Source organism: Streptomyces sp. NPDC093018, assembly GCF_040684035.1.
Taxonomy (GTDB): domain Bacteria; phylum Actinomycetota; class Actinomycetes; order Streptomycetales; family Streptomycetaceae; genus Streptomyces; species Streptomyces murinus.
Map to the genome: position 1 here is coordinate 1 of NZ_JBFBFF010000010.1, position 15,578 is coordinate 15,578.

The following is a 15,578-nucleotide window of genomic DNA, read 5'->3' on the forward strand; positions in this document are numbered from 1 at the left end:
TCCGCACGCCGGGGCCCCCCCCCCGCCGGCGCCCCGGCCCCCTGCCCCCCCCCCCCCCCCCCAATACGCCGGCCCGCGTCCCCCCCTGCCCCCGACCGACCGGGGAACTCGGGCACGGCGCCCACTCGTTGACACGGCACCAGACTCCCGGAACACCGGCACCCCCTCGCGGGCCCACCACCACCGGGAATCCCGACCCCGCCGTTCCCACGCCCTGTGACGTGTGGCACCATGCAGGCCACACCCCCCGGCACAGCCCTCACAGGAGACACTTCCTCGTGCAGCAATCCGCCGTTCCGGAGCTCGCTCACACCCACACCCGCCCCATCCACTGGCTCGCCACAGCCACCGCCGTGGCCGGCGTCGTGGCGCTCTCCTCCCTGGTCCATCCCGGACCGGCCACCGCCGCCCAGCCCGCCAAGGGCACCCAAGCGGCCCCCGCGCCCAGCACCGCCGCCGCACCCCCCGCCACCACCGGCGTCACCTTCCCGCTCGACTGCGGACCCGAGAAAGCCATCGTCGTCAAAAAAGCCACCGGCGACCTCGACGGCGACGGCCGGCCCGAAACCGCCGCCGTCGTCCACTGCGACAGCGCCATGGGCACCCCGCCCGACGGCGTCTACGTCCTCACCCGCGCCGCCGACGGCCACACCCCCCGCGTCGTCGCCACCCTCGTCGACCCCAAGGACCGGCTCACCGTCACCGACTTGGCCCTGCACACCGGCACCGTCAGCGCCACCCTGCTCGGCTACTCCTCCGACGCCGTACCGCGCTGCTGCCCGGACACGAAAACCCCGGCCGCATGGCACTGGAACGGCAAAGCCTTCCTGCGCACCACCCCGGCCGGGGCCCACAGCGTCTGAACGACGCCACATCCGGAAAACGCGGCTCAATCCGCGTCCGGACCATAAACCTCCACCCTGTCCAAAACCCTGCGCACATGGATGCACTCACCAGGACACTCCCTGGCCGAATCCACCACATCCGTGAGCAACGGCAACGGCACCGGCGTCACCGCCCCCGCCTCCTGGAGCAGCTCGTCGTCCGCGCCCTTCACATAGGCCAGACCGTCGATGTCCAGCTCGAACACCTCCGGGGCGTACTGGACACAGATCCCATCGCCGGTACACAGGTCCTGGTCGATCCACACCTCCAGCGCCTCACCGGCCGGAGCCTCCTGCTGCACGGTCACCTCTCCTGACATCGGTACGCCGCACCCCCGGCACAGCACACACCGACCGGGACCACACCAGCGGCAGTCGAACACGCCCGACCCTACCCCCGCGCCCGGAACCGGCCACCTCCGCCCACCAACGGGTTTCCACCCCCACCGGCTCGGGTACGAGCGCTCGACCAGCAACAGGACGCCCCACCCCCCGGACACACACTTCCAGCCACGCCCACCATGACACCGCCAGACCACACCGTCGCTCTACGTGATGACCGTACGAGCGGCCCCCGGCCTGCCCAAGAACCCGCCCACCCGGCCCGGAGCCGACAACTCCGGCCACTCCCGAAGGGATTCGACCACGCCAACCAAGGAACAAGCCGCTTCCCCATCACGTTGAGTGGGTATCCCCTCCGTGCGAGGGAGTGCGCACCGGGTGACCGACGACACACCTTGACAGTCATTGTGATCTAGGGGTTTCAATCGACACCCACCCAGGTAGGGTCTGGAAGCGTCCAGCTCCCCTTGGAGGAGGTGAGGACCGTGGCAGCCCACGACGACGACATGAACCGCGGCATCCGCCCGGGACGCGGGTCCGACGACCCGGCCGGGCAGATCGCCTACCTTGAGCAGGAGATCGCCGTCCTGCGACGCAAGCTCGCCGACTCTCCGCGACACACGAGGATTCTCGAAGAGCGGATCGTCGAGCTGCAGACAAACCTGGCCGGCGTGTCCGCCCAGAACGAACGACTGGCCAACACCCTCCGCGAGGCCCGCGACCAGATCGTGGCCCTCAAGGAAGAAGTCGACCGGCTCGCCCAGCCGCCGGCCGGCTTCGGAGTCTTCCTGCAAGCCAACGAGGACGGCACCGCCGACATCTTCACCGGCGGCCGCAAACTCCGCGTGAACGTCAGCCCCAGCGTCGACCTCGACGACATGCGGCGCGGCCAGGAAGTCATGCTCAACGAAGCGCTCAACGTGGTCGAGGCCATGGCCTACGAGCGCGTCGGCGACATCGTCACCCTCAAGGAGATCCTCGAGGACGGCGAACGCGCCCTCGTCCTCGGACACACCGACGAAGAACGAGTGGTCCGCCTCGCCGAACCCCTCCTCGACGTCACCATCCGACCCGGCGACGCCCTGCTGCTCGAACCCCGCTCCGGATACGTCTACGAAGTCGTCCCCAAGAGCGAGGTCGAGGAACTCGTCCTCGAAGAAGTCCCCGACATCGGCTACGAAGCCATCGGCGGCCTCGGCAACCAGATCGAAGCCATCCGCGACGCCGTCGAACTTCCCTACCTCTACCCCGACCTCTTCAAGGAGCACGAGCTGCGCCCGCCCAAGGGCGTCCTGCTCTACGGCCCCCCCGGCTGCGGCAAGACACTCATCGCCAAGGCCGTCGCCAACTCCCTCGCCAAGAAGGTCGCCGAAGTCACCGGCCAAGCCTCCGGCAAGAGCTTCTTCCTCAACATCAAGGGCCCCGAGCTCCTCAACAAGTACGTCGGCGAAACCGAACGCCAGATCCGCCTCGTCTTCCAGCGAGCCCGCGAGAAGGCCAGCGAAGGAACCCCCGTCATCGTCTTCTTCGACGAGATGGAATCCCTCTTCCGCACCCGCGGCTCCGGCGTCAGCTCCGACGTCGAGAACACCATCGTCCCCCAGCTCCTCGCCGAGATCGACGGCGTCGAAGGCCTCCAGAACGTGGTCGTCATCGGCGCGTCCAACCGCGAGGACATGATCGACCCCGCCATCCTGCGCCCCGGCCGCCTCGACGTGAAGATCAAGATCGAGCGTCCCGACGCCGAGGCCGCCAAGGACATCTTCGGCAAGTACCTCACCGAGCGACTCCCGCTCCACACGGACGACCTCGGCGAGCACAGCGGCGACAAGAACGCCACGGTCCAAGCCATGATCCAGACCGCGGTCGAGCAGATGTACGCCGAATCCGAGGAAAACCGCTTCCTGGAAGTCACCTATGCCAACGGAGACAAGGAAGTCCTCTACTTCAAGGACTTCAACTCCGGCGCCATGATCGAGAACATCGTCGGCCGCGCCAAGAAAATGGCGATCAAGGACTTCCTCGAAAAGACCCAGAAGGGCCTCCGCGTCTCCCATCTCCTCCAAGCCTGCGTGGACGAGTTCAAGGAGAACGAAGACCTGCCCAACACCACCAATCCCGACGACTGGGCCCGCATCTCCGGAAAGAAGGGCGAACGGATCGTCTACATCCGCACCCTCATCACCGGAAAGCAGGGCGCGGACACCGGACGCTCCATCGACACGGTGGCCAACACCGGTCAGTACCTGTAAAAGCGGGGCGGCTGCGGGTGCCCACGACGGGTACCCGCAGCCGACTGTTTTTCTGGCCACGACCGGAGCAGGCAATGACGCAAATGATCTCCCCACCAGCGCAAAGGCGTTCTAGGCTCTTTCCTACCGCCGAGTCGCGCAGTGCGGGCACGGGCACCGCACACGCACCGGAGCGCCAGCGGTACGTGAGCGGCACCCATCACCGAGGGCGCCGCCGGGCAAGGAGGGCCGCATGACCGTACGGCGAGTAATGGGCATCGAGACGGAGTACGGCATCTCCGTACCCGGCCATCCCAACGCCAATGCCATGCTCACCTCGTCCCAGATCGTCAACGCCTACGCGGCGGCGATGCACCGGGCCCGCCGGGCCCGCTGGGACTTCGAGGAGGAGAACCCGCTGCGCGACGCGCGAGGCTTCGACCTCGCCCGGGAGACCGCCGACTCCAGCCAGCTCACCGACGAGGACATCGGCCTCGCCAACGTGATCCTCACCAACGGCGCGCGGCTCTACGTCGACCACGCCCACCCCGAATACAGCGCCCCCGAGGTCACCAACCCCCGCGACGCCGTCCTGTGGGACAAGGCCGGCGAACGCATCATGGCCGAGGCCGCCGAACGAGCCGCCCAGCTCCCCGGCGCCCAGCCCATCCACCTCTACAAGAACAACACCGACAACAAGGGCGCCTCCTACGGCACCCACGAGAACTACCTCATGCGGCGCGAGACCCCGTTCTCGGACATCGTGCGCCATCTGACGCCCTTCTTCGTCTCCCGCCAGGTCTTCGCCGGCGCCGGCCGCGTCGGGATCGGCCAGGACGGCCACGAACACGGCTTCCAGCTCAGCCAGCGCGCCGACTACTTCGAGGTCGAGGTCGGCCTGGAGACCACCCTCAAGCGCCCCATCATCAACACCCGCGACGAACCGCACGCGGACGCCGAGAAGTACCGCCGCCTGCATGTGATCATCGGCGACGCCAACCTCTCGGAGATCTCCACCTACCTCAAACTCGGCACCACCTCCCTCGTCCTCGCCATGATCGAGGACGGCTTCATCGCGGTCGACCTGGCCGTGGACCAGCCGGTCCGCACCCTCCACCAGGTCTCCCACGACCCCGGCCTCAAGCGCCTGGTCACCCTCCGCAGCGGCCGCACGCTCACCGCCGTACAGCTCCAGATGGAGTACTACGAGCTGGCCCGCAAATACGTCGAGGAACGCCACGGAGCCGACGCCGACGACCAGACCAAGGACATCCTCAGCCGCTGGGAGGACACTCTCACCCGGCTGGAGAACGACCCCATGAGCCTCGCCGGCGAACTGGACTGGGTCGCCAAGCGCGAACTCATGGAGGGCTACCGCAACCGCGACGGCCTCGACTGGGACGCCGCCCGGCTCCACCTGGTCGACCTCCAGTACGCCGACGTACGGGCCGAGAAGGGCCTGTACAACCGCCTGGTGGCCCGCGGCCGGATGAAGCGCCTGCTGGACGAGTCCGAGGTCGAGCGGGCGCGCACCAAGCCGCCGGAGGACACCCGGGCGTACTTCCGCGGCCGCTGCCTGGAGCAGTACGCCGACGACGTCGCCGCGGCCAGCTGGGACTCGGTCATCTTCGATCTCCCCGGGCGGGACTCCCTCCAGCGCGTTCCAACCCTGGAACCGCTACGCGGAACGCGAAATCACGTCAAGGAGCTGCTGGACCGCTGCCGTACCGCGGAAGACCTGGTCAGGGTGCTTTCGGGCGGGTGAGCGGGGCCAGGGGGGTACTCGGTGCGGTCCGTGACGGCGGGTGGAAATCCCGCCGCCCGGGAATCATCGAGATGGCCCCCGTACGTTGCACCAACTGCGGGGCCGATGTCGGACCCGGCTTGTAGGGTCTGATCATCACCGATCGGCAGGCTAACTGAGCGGGGTGAGGGTTATGGCAACCAAGGACACCGGCGGCGGCCAGCAGAAGGCCACACGGTCCACCGAAGAGGTCGAGGAGCAGGCGCAGGACGCCCAGTCCTCCGAGGACCTCAAGGAACGACAGGAGAAGCTGTCGGACGACGTGGACTCCGTCCTGGACGAAATCGATGATGTGCTCGAGGAGAATGCCGAGGACTTCGTGCGCTCCTTCGTTCAGAAGGGTGGAGAGTAGGTTTCACCTTTGAATCGAAGGGTCTTCGGGGGATGGGGTTGGAAAGCGAAAATGGCGTGAAGCGTTGCCCGCGGTGCGAGCAGTACCGGCCGCGGGCAGCGTTCGCGCGGAACAAGGCGCTGCAGGACGGGCTTCAGTGCTACTGCCGAGAATGCGCTTCTGAGTACCATCAGGCCCGCCAGCTGGCCAAGGGGAAGAACGTCCGTCCTCGGGTGGTGGCGCCTGAAGGGCACAAGTTCTGTCGTAGCTGCGAAGAAATCAAGCCGCACACTGAGTGGCATCGCAACGCAAGCGCGTCCGACGGTCTCTCGACGAGCTGCAAGGCCTGTCGGGCGGTGAAGGGGCGCGCGGATCATCTGAGGCGTCAGTACGGCCTCACCGAAGCCGAGCGTGACGCGATGGTCGCCTCCCAGCGGGGCTTGTGCGTGATCTGTTTGAGGGCTCCGGCCGCGCATGTGGATCACTGTCACAAGACGGGTAGGGTCCGTGGCGTACTGTGCTTCAACTGCAATTCGGCCATCGGCAAGTTGGGAGACGATCCCGACGCCGTACGCCGGGCCGCCGCCTATCTGGAAGGAAACTCGTGGAAGCCAATACTCGTGGCACCGGGCGTCTACCAGCTGCCTTCCTGACGCCCGGGTCCTCCTCCTTCATGGACTTCCTCGCCGGGCACCAGCCGGAGATGCTCCCCGGGAACCGGCAGCTGCCCCCGACGCAGGGGGTGATCGAGGCTCCGCACGGCACCACCATCGTGGCGGTGACCTTCCCCGGTGGCGTGGTGCTCGCCGGTGACCGCAGGGCGACCATGGGCAATGTGATCGCGCAGCGGGACATCGAGAAGGTGTTCCCGGCGGACGAGTACTCCGCGGTCGGCATCGCCGGCACCGCCGGTCTCGCCGTGGAGATGGTGAAGCTCTTCCAGCTGGAGCTGGAGCACTTCGAGAAGGTCGAGGGTGCCCAGCTGTCCCTGGAGGGCAAGGCCAACCGGCTGTCGACGATGATCCGTTCCAACCTCGGCATGGCCATGCAGGGCCTGGCCGTGGTGCCCCTGTTCGCCGGGTACGACGTGGACCGGGTCAAGGGCCGGATCTTCTCGTACGACGTGACGGGCGGCCGTTCCGAGGAGCACCACTTCGCGGCGACGGGTTCCGGCTCGGTCTTCGCCCGGGGCGCGATGAAGAAGCTGTTCCGTGACGACCTGACGGAGGAGCAGGCCACCACGCTGGTGGTGCAGGCCCTCTATGACGCGGCTGACGACGACTCGGCGACCGGTGGTCCCGATGTCGCCCGCCGGATCTACCCGATCATCACCGTGATCACCGAGGACGGTTTCCGCCGGCTCACCGGGGAAGAGGCCTCCGAGATCTCCCGTTCGGTGCTCCAGCGGCGCCTGGAGGAGCCGGACGGTCCCAAGGCCGCGCTGCTCTGAGCGCGCCCGGTTCTTGACAAGGTGATCACAGTGACCATGACAGAAAGGGACGGATAACCGGTGTCGACGCCGTTCTATGTCTCACCTCAGCAGGCGATGGCCGACCGGGCGGAGTACGCCCGCAAGGGCATCGCTCGTGGCCGCAGCCTGGTGGTCATGCAGTACGCCGACGGCATCGTGTTCGTCGGTGAGAACCCGTCCCGCGCGCTGCACAAGTTCAGCGAGATCTACGACCGGATCGGCTTCGCGGCGGCCGGTAAGTACAACGAGTACGAGAATCTGCGCATCGGTGGTGTCCGTTACGCCGATCTGCGTGGTTACACCTATGACCGGGACGATGTGACGGCCCGCGGTCTGGCCAATGTGTACGCCCAGACGCTGGGCACCATCTTCTCCTCGGCGGCCGAGAAGCCGTACGAGGTGGAGCTGGTGGTGGCCGAGGTGGGGGAGACCCCGGAGGGCGACCAGATCTACCGGCTGCCGCATGACGGTTCCATCGTGGACGAGCACGGTTCGGTCGCGGTGGGTGGCAATGCGGAGCAGATCAGCAACTTCCTGGACCAGCGGCACCGGGACGGGATGAGTCTGGCCGAGGCGCTGAAGCTGGCGGTGCAGGCGCTGTCGCGGGACACGAACGGCGGCGAGCGGGAGATTCCGGCGGAGCGTCTCGAGGTCGCGGTGCTGGACCGTACGCGTCCGCAGAAGCGGAAGTTCAAGCGGATCGTGGGCCGGCAGCTGGCGCGGCTGCTGGAGGCGGACGGCGCGGCCGCGGTCGCGGACGGCTCGGAGGAGTCCGACGACGCGGAGTAGTGCGCCGCCTTCCTGGTCCTGAAGTGCCCCGGCCGTCTCGGCCGGGGCACTTCGCGTTCAGTCCTGGGGGGCCCGTGGGGGCGCGGTGGAGCCGCGTACGACGAGGTGGACGGGGATGTCGCCGCCGTGGGGTTCCTGGCCTTCCAGGACGGCGAGGAGGGCGTGCATGCCGCGTTCGCCGAAGAGTTCGGCGTCGAGGTGGACGGTGGTGAGTTCGGGGTCGAGGGCGGTGGCGAGGGCGAGGTCGTCGAGGCCGGTGACGGAGAGGTCGTCGGGGATGCGCAGGCCGAGGCGGCGGGCGGCCTTGTAGGCGCCGGCGGCGAGTTTGTCGTCGTCGCAGACGATGGCGGTGGGGCGGGGTCCGGGGGTGGTGAGGGCGGCTTCGGTGGCGGTGCGGGCGCCTTCGATGGAGATGGGTGCGCGGGCGGTGCTCAGTTCGGTGCCGGGGGTGGTGGCGAGGCGGGTGGTGAGTTCGCGGGCGCGGGCCTCGAAGGTCCAGGAGGGTACGTCGGCGGCGAGGTGCAGGATGCGGCGGTGGCCGAGGCCGAGGAGGTGGTCGGCGACCTGGCGGATGCCGTCGGCGATGTCGAGGTTGACGGTGGCGGCGCCGGGGCTTGCGGTGGGGTCGCTGTCGAGCATGACGAGGGGGAGGCGGTCGCCGCGGATGGCGGTGAGGGCGTCGGCGGCCATGGAGGAGGCGAGGACGCCGTCGAGGGCGGCCTGGGCGGAGGCGAAGGGGTCGCGGGCCGGGCCGATGCCTTCGGGGGAGGGGTAGAGGACGACGCCGAAGCCGTGCTGGGCGGCGACGCGGGCGGCGCCGGTGTAGACGCCGGCGAAGAACTCGGTGGTGAGGGCGGGGACGACGAGCAGGACGGTGCGGGTGCGGCCGAGGCGGAGGTTGCGGGCGGCGAGGTTGGGCCGGTAGTCGAGGGCGCGGGCGGCCTCGCGGACGCGTTCGGCGGTGGCCTCGGAGACGCGGCCGCGCCATTTGTCGCCGAGGACGAGGGAGACGGCGGCCTGGGAGACGCCGGCCGCGTGGGCCACGTCGCGGCTGGTGGGTCGCGTGCTGCTGCGTGCCACGGGTGGGCCTGCTCCTTCGCCTGGACGCCTGAACAGCGCACATGGTACGTATGAGAGCGGAAGTTATACGTAACACTTGGGGCGTCGAGGCGCCCGGTGCGAGCCACGGGAGGCGCCGCGAGATGGCCACGGGTTATCTGGAGATACTCCGGGCGCGGCATGCGCTGCGGCTGCTGACGGGCACGTTGGTGGGCCGGTTGCCCAATGCGACGGCGGCGATCGCCCTGGTGCTGTTCGTGCGGGCGTCGGGCGGTACGTACAGCCTGGCGGGCGCGCTGGCGGCGGTGTACGGCGTCGCGAACGCGGTGGGGCAGCCGGTGCTGGGCCGGCTGGTGGATCTGTACGGGCAGCCGCGGGTGCAGTTGCCCGCGGCGGTGCTGGCGGCGCTGTCGATGACGGTGTTCGCGTTCGTGGGCACCGATCCGCTGCCGCTGGCGTATGCGGCGGTGGCGGCCTCGGGGCTGTGCGCGCCGCCGCTGGAGGGCGGGCTGCGGGCGCTGTGGCCGTCGGTGCTGCGGGGTGAGGAGCAGGTGCACTCGGCGTATGCGATGGACGCGGTGGCGCAGGAGGTCATGTTCACGGTGGGGCCGCTGCTGGTGACGGTGTGCGCGGCGGTGTGGGACGCGCGGGCGGCGCTGCTGGTGCTGAATGTGCTGGGGGTGCTGGGCGCGCTGTCGGTGGTGGTGTCGGCGCCGTCTCGGGCGTGGCGCTCGGCGCCGCGGGAGGCGCACTGGCTGGGGGCGTTGCGTTCGCCGGGGCTGCTGGTGCTGCTGGGGGCGTTCCTGTTCGTGGGGATGGCGCTGGGTTCGATCACGGTGGCGTCGGTGTCGTACGCGGACGGTCATGGTGGGGACGCGGTGTACGGCTGGTTGATGGCGGGTCTCGGGCTGGGTGCCCTGGCGGGTGGTTCGGTGTACGGGGCGCGGCAGTGGGCGGGGGTGCCGGAGCGGCGACTGCGGGTGCTGGTGGCGCTTTTGGCGGTGTGTTATCTGCCGTTGATGCTGATGCCGGGTGCGGTGGCGATGGTGTTGCTGTCGGTGGTGTCGGGGGTGTTCCTGGCGCCGTGCATCGCGTGTGCGTTCATCCTGGTGGACCGGCATGCGCCGCGGGGCACGGTCACGGAGGCGTTCTCGTGGCTGGTGACGACGTTCACGGTGGGTGCGTCGGTGGGTACGGGCCTTGCGGGGCCGGTGGTCCAGGCCGGTGGCACGGTGTGGGGATTCGCGGTGCCGGGTGCGGCGGGGGCGGTGTCGTTGCTGGTGTTGCTGGCGACGGGGCGGGTCCTCGCAGCTCCTGTGCGGGGGGCGGTGGTTGCGGCTTCATCGGAAAATGATCCAAATCGTGCTGTCGAACCCCGTTTCAGCTCAACGGATCGGGCGTAATGTTCCCTCATGGACCGCCGCATTTTCGGGCTGGAGAACGAGTACGGCGTCACGTGCACGTTCAGGGGACAGCGCCGCCTGTCGCCTGACGAGGTGGCGCGGTACCTCTTCCGCCGTGTCGTGTCATGGGGCCGCAGTAGCAATGTCTTTCTGCGGAACGGCGCCCGGCTGTATCTCGACGTGGGCTCACATCCGGAATACGCGACACCCGAGTGTGACAATGTGATCGAACTGGTCACCCACGACAAGGCCGGCGAGCGCATTCTCGAAGGACTCCTGGTGGACGCGGAACGACGCCTGCACGAGGAGGGAATCGCGGGCGACGTCTACCTGTTCAAGAACAACACCGATTCGGCGGGTAACTCGTACGGCTGCCATGAGAACTATCTGGTGGCGCGGCACGGCGAGTTCTCCCGGCTCGCGGACATTCTGATCCCGTTCCTGGTCACACGGCAGTTGCTGTGCGGCGCGGGCAAGGTGCTGCAGACTCCGCGGGGTGCCGTGTACTGCGTGAGTCAGCGTGCCGAGCACATCTGGGAGGGCGTGTCGTCGGCGACGACGCGTTCCAGGCCGATCATCAACACCCGTGACGAGCCGCACGCGGACGCGGAGCGCTACCGCCGGCTGCATGTCATCGTGGGCGACTCGAACATGTCGGAGACGACGATGCTGCTGAAGGTCGGGGCGACCGACCTGGTGCTGCGGATGATCGAGGCGGGCACGGTGATGCGGGATCTGACCCTGGAGAACCCGATCCGGGCGATCCGTGAGGTCAGTCATGACATCACGGGGCGGCGCAAGGTGCGTCTGGCCAGTGGCCGGGAGGCGTCGGCGCTGGAGGTGCAGCGCGAGTACTTCGACAAGGCGGTGGACTTCTGCGACCGCCGCGGGATCCGTACGGGCACGGTCGAGCGGGTCCTGGAGCTGTGGGGCCGCACGCTGGACGCGATCGAGTCGGAGGAGCTGGACCGGATCGAGACCGAGATCGACTGGGTGATGAAGTACAAGCTCATCGAGCGGTACCGGGCCAAGCACAATATGACGATGTCGCATCCGCGGGTCGCGCAGATAGACCTCGCGTATCACGACATCCACCGTCGGCGCGGGTTGTACTACCTGCTGGAGAAGAAGGGTCAGGCGGCGCGGATCTGCGATGACGTGCGGATCTTCGAGGGCAAGTCGGTTCCGCCGCAGACGACTCGGGCGCGGCTGCGTGGTGACTTCATCCGGCGGGCGCAGGAGCAGCGCAGGGACTTCACGGTGGACTGGGTGCATCTGAAGCTCAATGACCAGGCGCAGCGCACCGTGTTGTGCAAGGACCCGTTCCGTTCGGTGGACGACCGGGTGGAGAAGCTGATCGCCGGAATGTAGCGATCGGGCTGGTTGTGGTGGGTGTGGCGTTGCGGTGGTGGTGTGCCGCAATGCCACACGCGCGTCGTGCGTTTCGTGTGCGGCGCCCGTGTCGGTCGTAGAGTTGCGCGCACGCCATCCGCAAGACCGACCGATTACGAGGCTCTTCCGTGCGCCGACGTTCGCTTCTTCTCGCCACCGTTCCCGCTGGACTGGTCACGCTCGCCGGGTGTGGCGGCAAGTCCGGTTCGAGTCAGGCCGGTGCGTCTCCGTCGCCCTCGGCGCCGAGTGCGCCGCCGCCCAAGATCGTGGACGGTCCGCTGCCGGCGATCACGGCGGGGACGCGGTTCGGTGAGAAGCCGACGGTGGCGAAGGGCTCGGGTGCGCCGTCGAAGAATCTGGCGGTGCGTACGGCGATCCCGGGTACGGGTCGTACGGTCGCGGAGAACGACTTCGTCCAGGCGAACTACCTGGGTCAGATCTGGGACACCGGCAAGGTGTTCGACAATTCGTACGACCGGCATGCGCCGCTGGTGATGCAGTTGGCGCAGGGCAGTCTGATCGACGGCTGGCGGTACGGTCTGGTCGGGAAGAAGACGGGCAGCCGGGTGGAGATCGCGGTGCCGCCGACCTGGGGTTATGGCAAGGCGGGCAATCCGCAGGCGGGGATCAAGGGGACGGACACGCTGGTGTTCGTCGTCGATGTGATCGATTCGTTCAACTCGAAGAGTTCGGCGCGTGGCAGGGTCGTTCCGCAGAACGATCCGGCGCTGCCGAAGGTCGCCACGGTCACCAATGGCACGGTTCCGGTGGTGAAGGTCCCGCACACGGACGCGCCGGACAAGCTGGTGTCCACGTATGTGCTGGAGGGTGATGGTCCGGAGCTGAAGGCGGATCAGACGGTGCTGTGCCAGTTCCAGGGGCTGGTGTGGGAGGGCGGCAAGACGTTCCAGCGGACGTACGGTTCGGGGCGGTTGAGCCAGTTCTCGCTGTCGCAGATGCAGGAGACGGTCAAGGGTCTGGCGCAGGGGCTGGTCGGCAAGAAGGTGGGCAGCCGGGTGCTGGTGGTGGTGCCGCCGCAGCTGGGGTACGGCGACACTCCGCCGAGCGGCAGCCCGGTCGGCAAGGGGGCGACGCTGGTGTTCACGGTGGACATCCTGGCCGCGATGTAGGGGGTGTCCGTGTAGGGCGGTGGGGGTGCGGGGATGAAAGACTGTCCGTGTTTCGTGTCGTACCTACGCAGGAGCTTTTGACGTGAACATCGAGAAGCCCGAGATCGACTTCCCCGAGGGCGAGGCCCCGAAGGACCTTGAGATCAAGGACATCTGGGAGGGTGACGGGCCGGTCGCGCAGGCGGGTCAGAATGTGACCGTGCACTACGTCGGTGTCGCCTTCAGCACCGGTGAGGAGTTCGACGCCAGCTGGAACCGTGGCACCCCGTTCCGCTTCCCGCTGGGTGGCGGCCGCGTCATCGCGGGCTGGGACCGCGGTGTGCAGGGCATGAAGGTCGGCGGCCGTCGTCGGCTGACCATTCCGGCCCACCTCGCCTACGGTGACCAGAGCCCGACCCCGGCGATCAAGCCGGGCGAGACGCTGATCTTCGTGGTGGACCTGCTCGCGGTCTGAGCCGTACCCGAGCCATCGGCCGTTTCCGACCGGATCCGACCGTCTGGGGCCCATGCCTGTCCGGGCATGGGCCCTCGGCTTTTGTCCCCGCGCCCGGGAGCGGTACGGTCGACGGTCGGAAGCACAAAACAGAAGGCGAAGGGCGTCGATGGCCATTGCCAAGGCCGAGCGGCTGATGAACCTCGCGCTGTGTCTGCTCGGCGCACGGCGGCCGCTGAGCAAGCGCGAGCTGCGCGACTCGATCGAGGCATACGTCGAGGCCGCGAGGCCGGACAGGGGTGTGGCCGCGCGGTCCGAAAAGGGTGCCGCCGGCAGCGACGACTCCTTCAACCGGATGTTCGAGCGGGACAAGGACGATCTGCGCGAGCTGGGTCTGGTGATCGAGACCGTCGAGAACCTCGACGGCGAGGTCGGCTATCTCGCCCGCCGTGACAGCAACCGGCTGCCGCCCATCACCCTGGATGCCGAGGAGGCCGCCGCCCTGGGCCTGGCCGCCAAGGTCTGGCAGCAGGCCCGGCTCGCCGGTGCCGCCAGTGGCGCCCTGCAGAAGCTGCGCGCCGCCGGGCTGCCCGAGGAGGTCGACCCGTACGAGGGGCATGCCGCGCTGGAGCCGCGCATTCCGGTGCACGAGGCCGCCTTCGAGCCGCTGATGCTGGCCTGCCGCGACCGCCGCCCGGTCCTGTTCGACTACCGCAAGGCCTCCGCCGCCCACCCCGAGCCCCGGCATGTCGAGCCGTGGGCGCTGGAGTGCTGGCGCGGCCACTGGTATCTGGCCGGCTTCGACCGGGGCCGGGGCGCGGAGCGTGTCTTCCGGCTGTCCCGGATCACCGGCAAGGTCCGCTCGCGCGGTACGGGCTTCACCGCGCCGGTGCCCGATGTGGTGACCGTGCGGGAGACGGTGGCGGGCTGGGCCGGTGAGACGGCGGATCGTTCGGCGCTGATCCGGCTGCGGTCCGGCGCCGGGTACCCGCTGCGGGCGAAGGCCGCGAAGGTGCGGGAACTCGGGGACGGCTGGGACGAGTTGGAGATTCCGTACGGCCATGGTCTGGATGCCTGGCTGGTGGAGTTCGGGCCCGATGTGGTGGTCGTGGAGCCGGCCGAGCTGCGGGCCGATGTGGTGGACCGGCTGCGCGCCGTGGCCAAGGGCTGAGGGGGAGCAGGACTGTGGCAGGCAAACCGGCCAGGGCCGTCAGCGCCATCGACCAGACCCGGCGGATGCTCTCCCTGGTGACGTATCTGCGGGAGCGGCCCGGCGCCCGGATCGCGGATGTGGCCCGCGCCTTCGGGATCACCGAGGACGAGCTGGTCGCCGATCTCGATCTGCTGCCGATGTGCGGGACCAGTTTCCGTGGCGGCGATCTGCTGGACATCGACACCGACGGCGAGCGCATCTGGTGGCACAACCCGGCCGCGCTCGGTGAGGAGGCCGCGGAGCCGCTGCGGCTGGCCGCCGACGAGGCCACCGCGTTGCTGGTGGCCGCCCGTGCCGTCGCCACCCTGCCGGGGCTGCGCGAGGGCGACCGGCAGGCGCTGCTGCGGGCCACCGCCAAGGTGGAGACCGCGGCCGGGGAGGCCGCGGGCGCCAGTTCCCGGCTGTCGGTGACCTTCGAATCGGAGGGCGGTGTCTTCGCGGACGTGGACCGCGCCATCTCCGAGCGGCGCCGGCTGTGGATCCGCTACTACTCTCCGGCCCGCGACGAGGTCACCGAGCGGGAGATCGACCCGATCCGCCTGGTCAGCGTCGGTCACACCTATGTCGAGGCGTGGTGCCGCCGCTCCGAGGCCCGGCGCACGTTCCGGCTCGACCGGGTCGCCGAGATCCGCATCCTGGACGAGCCGTCCGCGCCGCCCGAGGTGGAGCTGCGCGATCTGTCCGAGGCGCTGGTCCAGCCGGCCGCGGAGGACCCCGAGGTGGTCGTCGAGGTCGGGCCCGGTGGCCGCTGGGTCGCCGAGTACTACCCGCACGACAGCGCCGAGGAGCTCTCCGACGGCGGGCTGCGCATCACCCTGCGCACTCCCGAGCCGGCCTCCCTGCGCCGCCTGGCGCTGCGCCTGGGCCGGGACGGCCGGATCGTCTCCCCGCCCGAGCTGGCGGACAGCGCCCGCCGTGCGGCCGCGGAGGCGCTGGCGGCGTACGACGTCCCGCACGGACCGGCGCCGGAAGCCGCCGGGGCGCGCGGATGAGCCGCCGGGCGGCGGGTCCCGTCCGCTCCTTAGGGCCTGTCCGCTGTGCGCGGCCGGGGCGGTCGGCAGGCGGGCGCCCGGCGGATCGGCTCCTGGGCCGGCTG

Annotated in this window: 15 protein-coding genes; 13 read left to right on the forward strand and 2 right to left on the reverse strand. The window is 69.1% G+C overall.

Features of this window, described 5'->3' with window-relative positions; translation table 11 throughout:
• The first annotated feature begins 278 nt into the window (after nucleotides 1–278).
• A complete protein-coding gene (locus AB0N90_RS22215; protein ID WP_365199155.1) occupies nucleotides 279–863 on the forward strand; it encodes a hypothetical protein in 585 nt (194 codons plus the stop codon).
• A 26-nt stretch (nucleotides 864–889) separates the two neighbouring features.
• Here AB0N90_RS22215 and AB0N90_RS22220 read toward each other — a convergent pair whose 3' ends face one another.
• Entirely contained in the window at nucleotides 890–1,192 is a 303-nt protein-coding gene (locus AB0N90_RS22220; RefSeq protein WP_037651279.1) for a ferredoxin, read from the reverse strand.
• Nucleotides 1,193–1,711: 519 nt separating this feature from the next.
• Between AB0N90_RS22220 and arc the strand changes: the two genes are divergently transcribed.
• From arc to prcA, 6 genes are all read left to right on the forward strand, one after another.
• Nucleotides 1,712–3,478 (forward strand): proteasome ATPase, encoded by a 1,767-nt coding sequence (gene arc / locus AB0N90_RS22225; protein ID WP_085562424.1) that lies wholly within the window; start codon nucleotides 1,712–1,714, stop codon nucleotides 3,476–3,478.
• Between the two features lie 232 nt (nucleotides 3,479–3,710).
• On the forward strand, nucleotides 3,711–5,222 hold the full coding sequence (gene dop / locus AB0N90_RS22230) for a depupylase/deamidase Dop (protein ID WP_365199159.1): 1,512 nt from the start codon (nucleotides 3,711–3,713) through the stop codon (nucleotides 5,220–5,222).
• A gap of 172 nt (nucleotides 5,223–5,394) precedes the next feature.
• Complete coding sequence (locus tag AB0N90_RS22235) at nucleotides 5,395–5,613, forward strand: ubiquitin-like protein Pup (RefSeq protein ID WP_037651273.1); 219 nt, start codon at nucleotides 5,395–5,397, stop codon at nucleotides 5,611–5,613.
• Between the two features lie 32 nt (nucleotides 5,614–5,645).
• Nucleotides 5,646–6,245: an endonuclease VII domain-containing protein gene (locus AB0N90_RS22240; RefSeq protein WP_365199162.1), complete on the forward strand. Its 600-nt coding sequence runs from the start codon at nucleotides 5,646–5,648 to the stop codon at nucleotides 6,243–6,245.
• Entirely contained in the window at nucleotides 6,197–7,042 is an 846-nt protein-coding gene (gene prcB, locus AB0N90_RS22245) for a proteasome subunit beta (RefSeq protein ID WP_361680300.1), read from the forward strand. Before AB0N90_RS22240 ends, prcB begins: the two co-directional genes overlap by 49 nt.
• A 60-nt stretch (nucleotides 7,043–7,102) precedes the next feature.
• Nucleotides 7,103–7,852: a proteasome subunit alpha gene (gene prcA, locus AB0N90_RS22250; RefSeq protein WP_361680297.1), complete on the forward strand. Its 750-nt coding sequence runs from the start codon at nucleotides 7,103–7,105 to the stop codon at nucleotides 7,850–7,852.
• 57 nt (nucleotides 7,853–7,909) lie between these two features.
• Here the strand turns inward: prcA and AB0N90_RS22255 are convergent, their stop codons facing one another.
• The gene (locus tag AB0N90_RS22255; protein ID WP_361680294.1) at nucleotides 7,910–8,932 is read right to left on the reverse strand and encodes a LacI family DNA-binding transcriptional regulator; all 1,023 of its coding nucleotides are present in this window, start codon (nucleotides 8,930–8,932) and stop codon (nucleotides 7,910–7,912) included.
• 122 nt (nucleotides 8,933–9,054) lie between these two features.
• Here AB0N90_RS22255 and AB0N90_RS22260 point away from each other — a divergent pair, with 122 nt between their 5' ends.
• The 6 genes from AB0N90_RS22260 (at nucleotide 9,055) to AB0N90_RS22285 (ending at nucleotide 15,474) form a co-directional block, all read left to right on the forward strand.
• Nucleotides 9,055–10,314, forward strand: a complete 1,260-nt coding sequence (locus tag AB0N90_RS22260; protein ID WP_365199166.1) for an MFS transporter — start codon at nucleotides 9,055–9,057, stop codon at nucleotides 10,312–10,314.
• 9 nt (nucleotides 10,315–10,323) lie between these two features.
• On the forward strand, nucleotides 10,324–11,685 hold the full coding sequence (gene pafA, locus AB0N90_RS22265) for a Pup--protein ligase (RefSeq protein WP_361680288.1): 1,362 nt from the start codon (nucleotides 10,324–10,326) through the stop codon (nucleotides 11,683–11,685).
• A gap of 149 nt (nucleotides 11,686–11,834) precedes the next feature.
• Nucleotides 11,835–12,836, forward strand: a complete 1,002-nt coding sequence (locus tag AB0N90_RS22270) for an FKBP-type peptidyl-prolyl cis-trans isomerase (RefSeq protein WP_365199169.1) — start codon at nucleotides 11,835–11,837, stop codon at nucleotides 12,834–12,836.
• A gap of 82 nt (nucleotides 12,837–12,918) precedes the next feature.
• The gene (locus tag AB0N90_RS22275; RefSeq protein ID WP_361680281.1) at nucleotides 12,919–13,290 is read left to right on the forward strand and encodes an FKBP-type peptidyl-prolyl cis-trans isomerase; all 372 of its coding nucleotides are present in this window, start codon (nucleotides 12,919–12,921) and stop codon (nucleotides 13,288–13,290) included.
• A gap of 148 nt (nucleotides 13,291–13,438) precedes the next feature.
• A complete protein-coding gene (locus AB0N90_RS22280) occupies nucleotides 13,439–14,440 on the forward strand; it encodes a WYL domain-containing protein (RefSeq protein WP_365199173.1) in 1,002 nt (333 codons plus the stop codon).
• A 14-nt stretch (nucleotides 14,441–14,454) separates the two neighbouring features.
• On the forward strand, nucleotides 14,455–15,474 hold the full coding sequence (locus AB0N90_RS22285; RefSeq protein ID WP_365199176.1) for a WYL domain-containing protein: 1,020 nt from the start codon (nucleotides 14,455–14,457) through the stop codon (nucleotides 15,472–15,474).
• The last annotated feature ends 104 nt before the right edge of the window (nucleotides 15,475–15,578 follow it).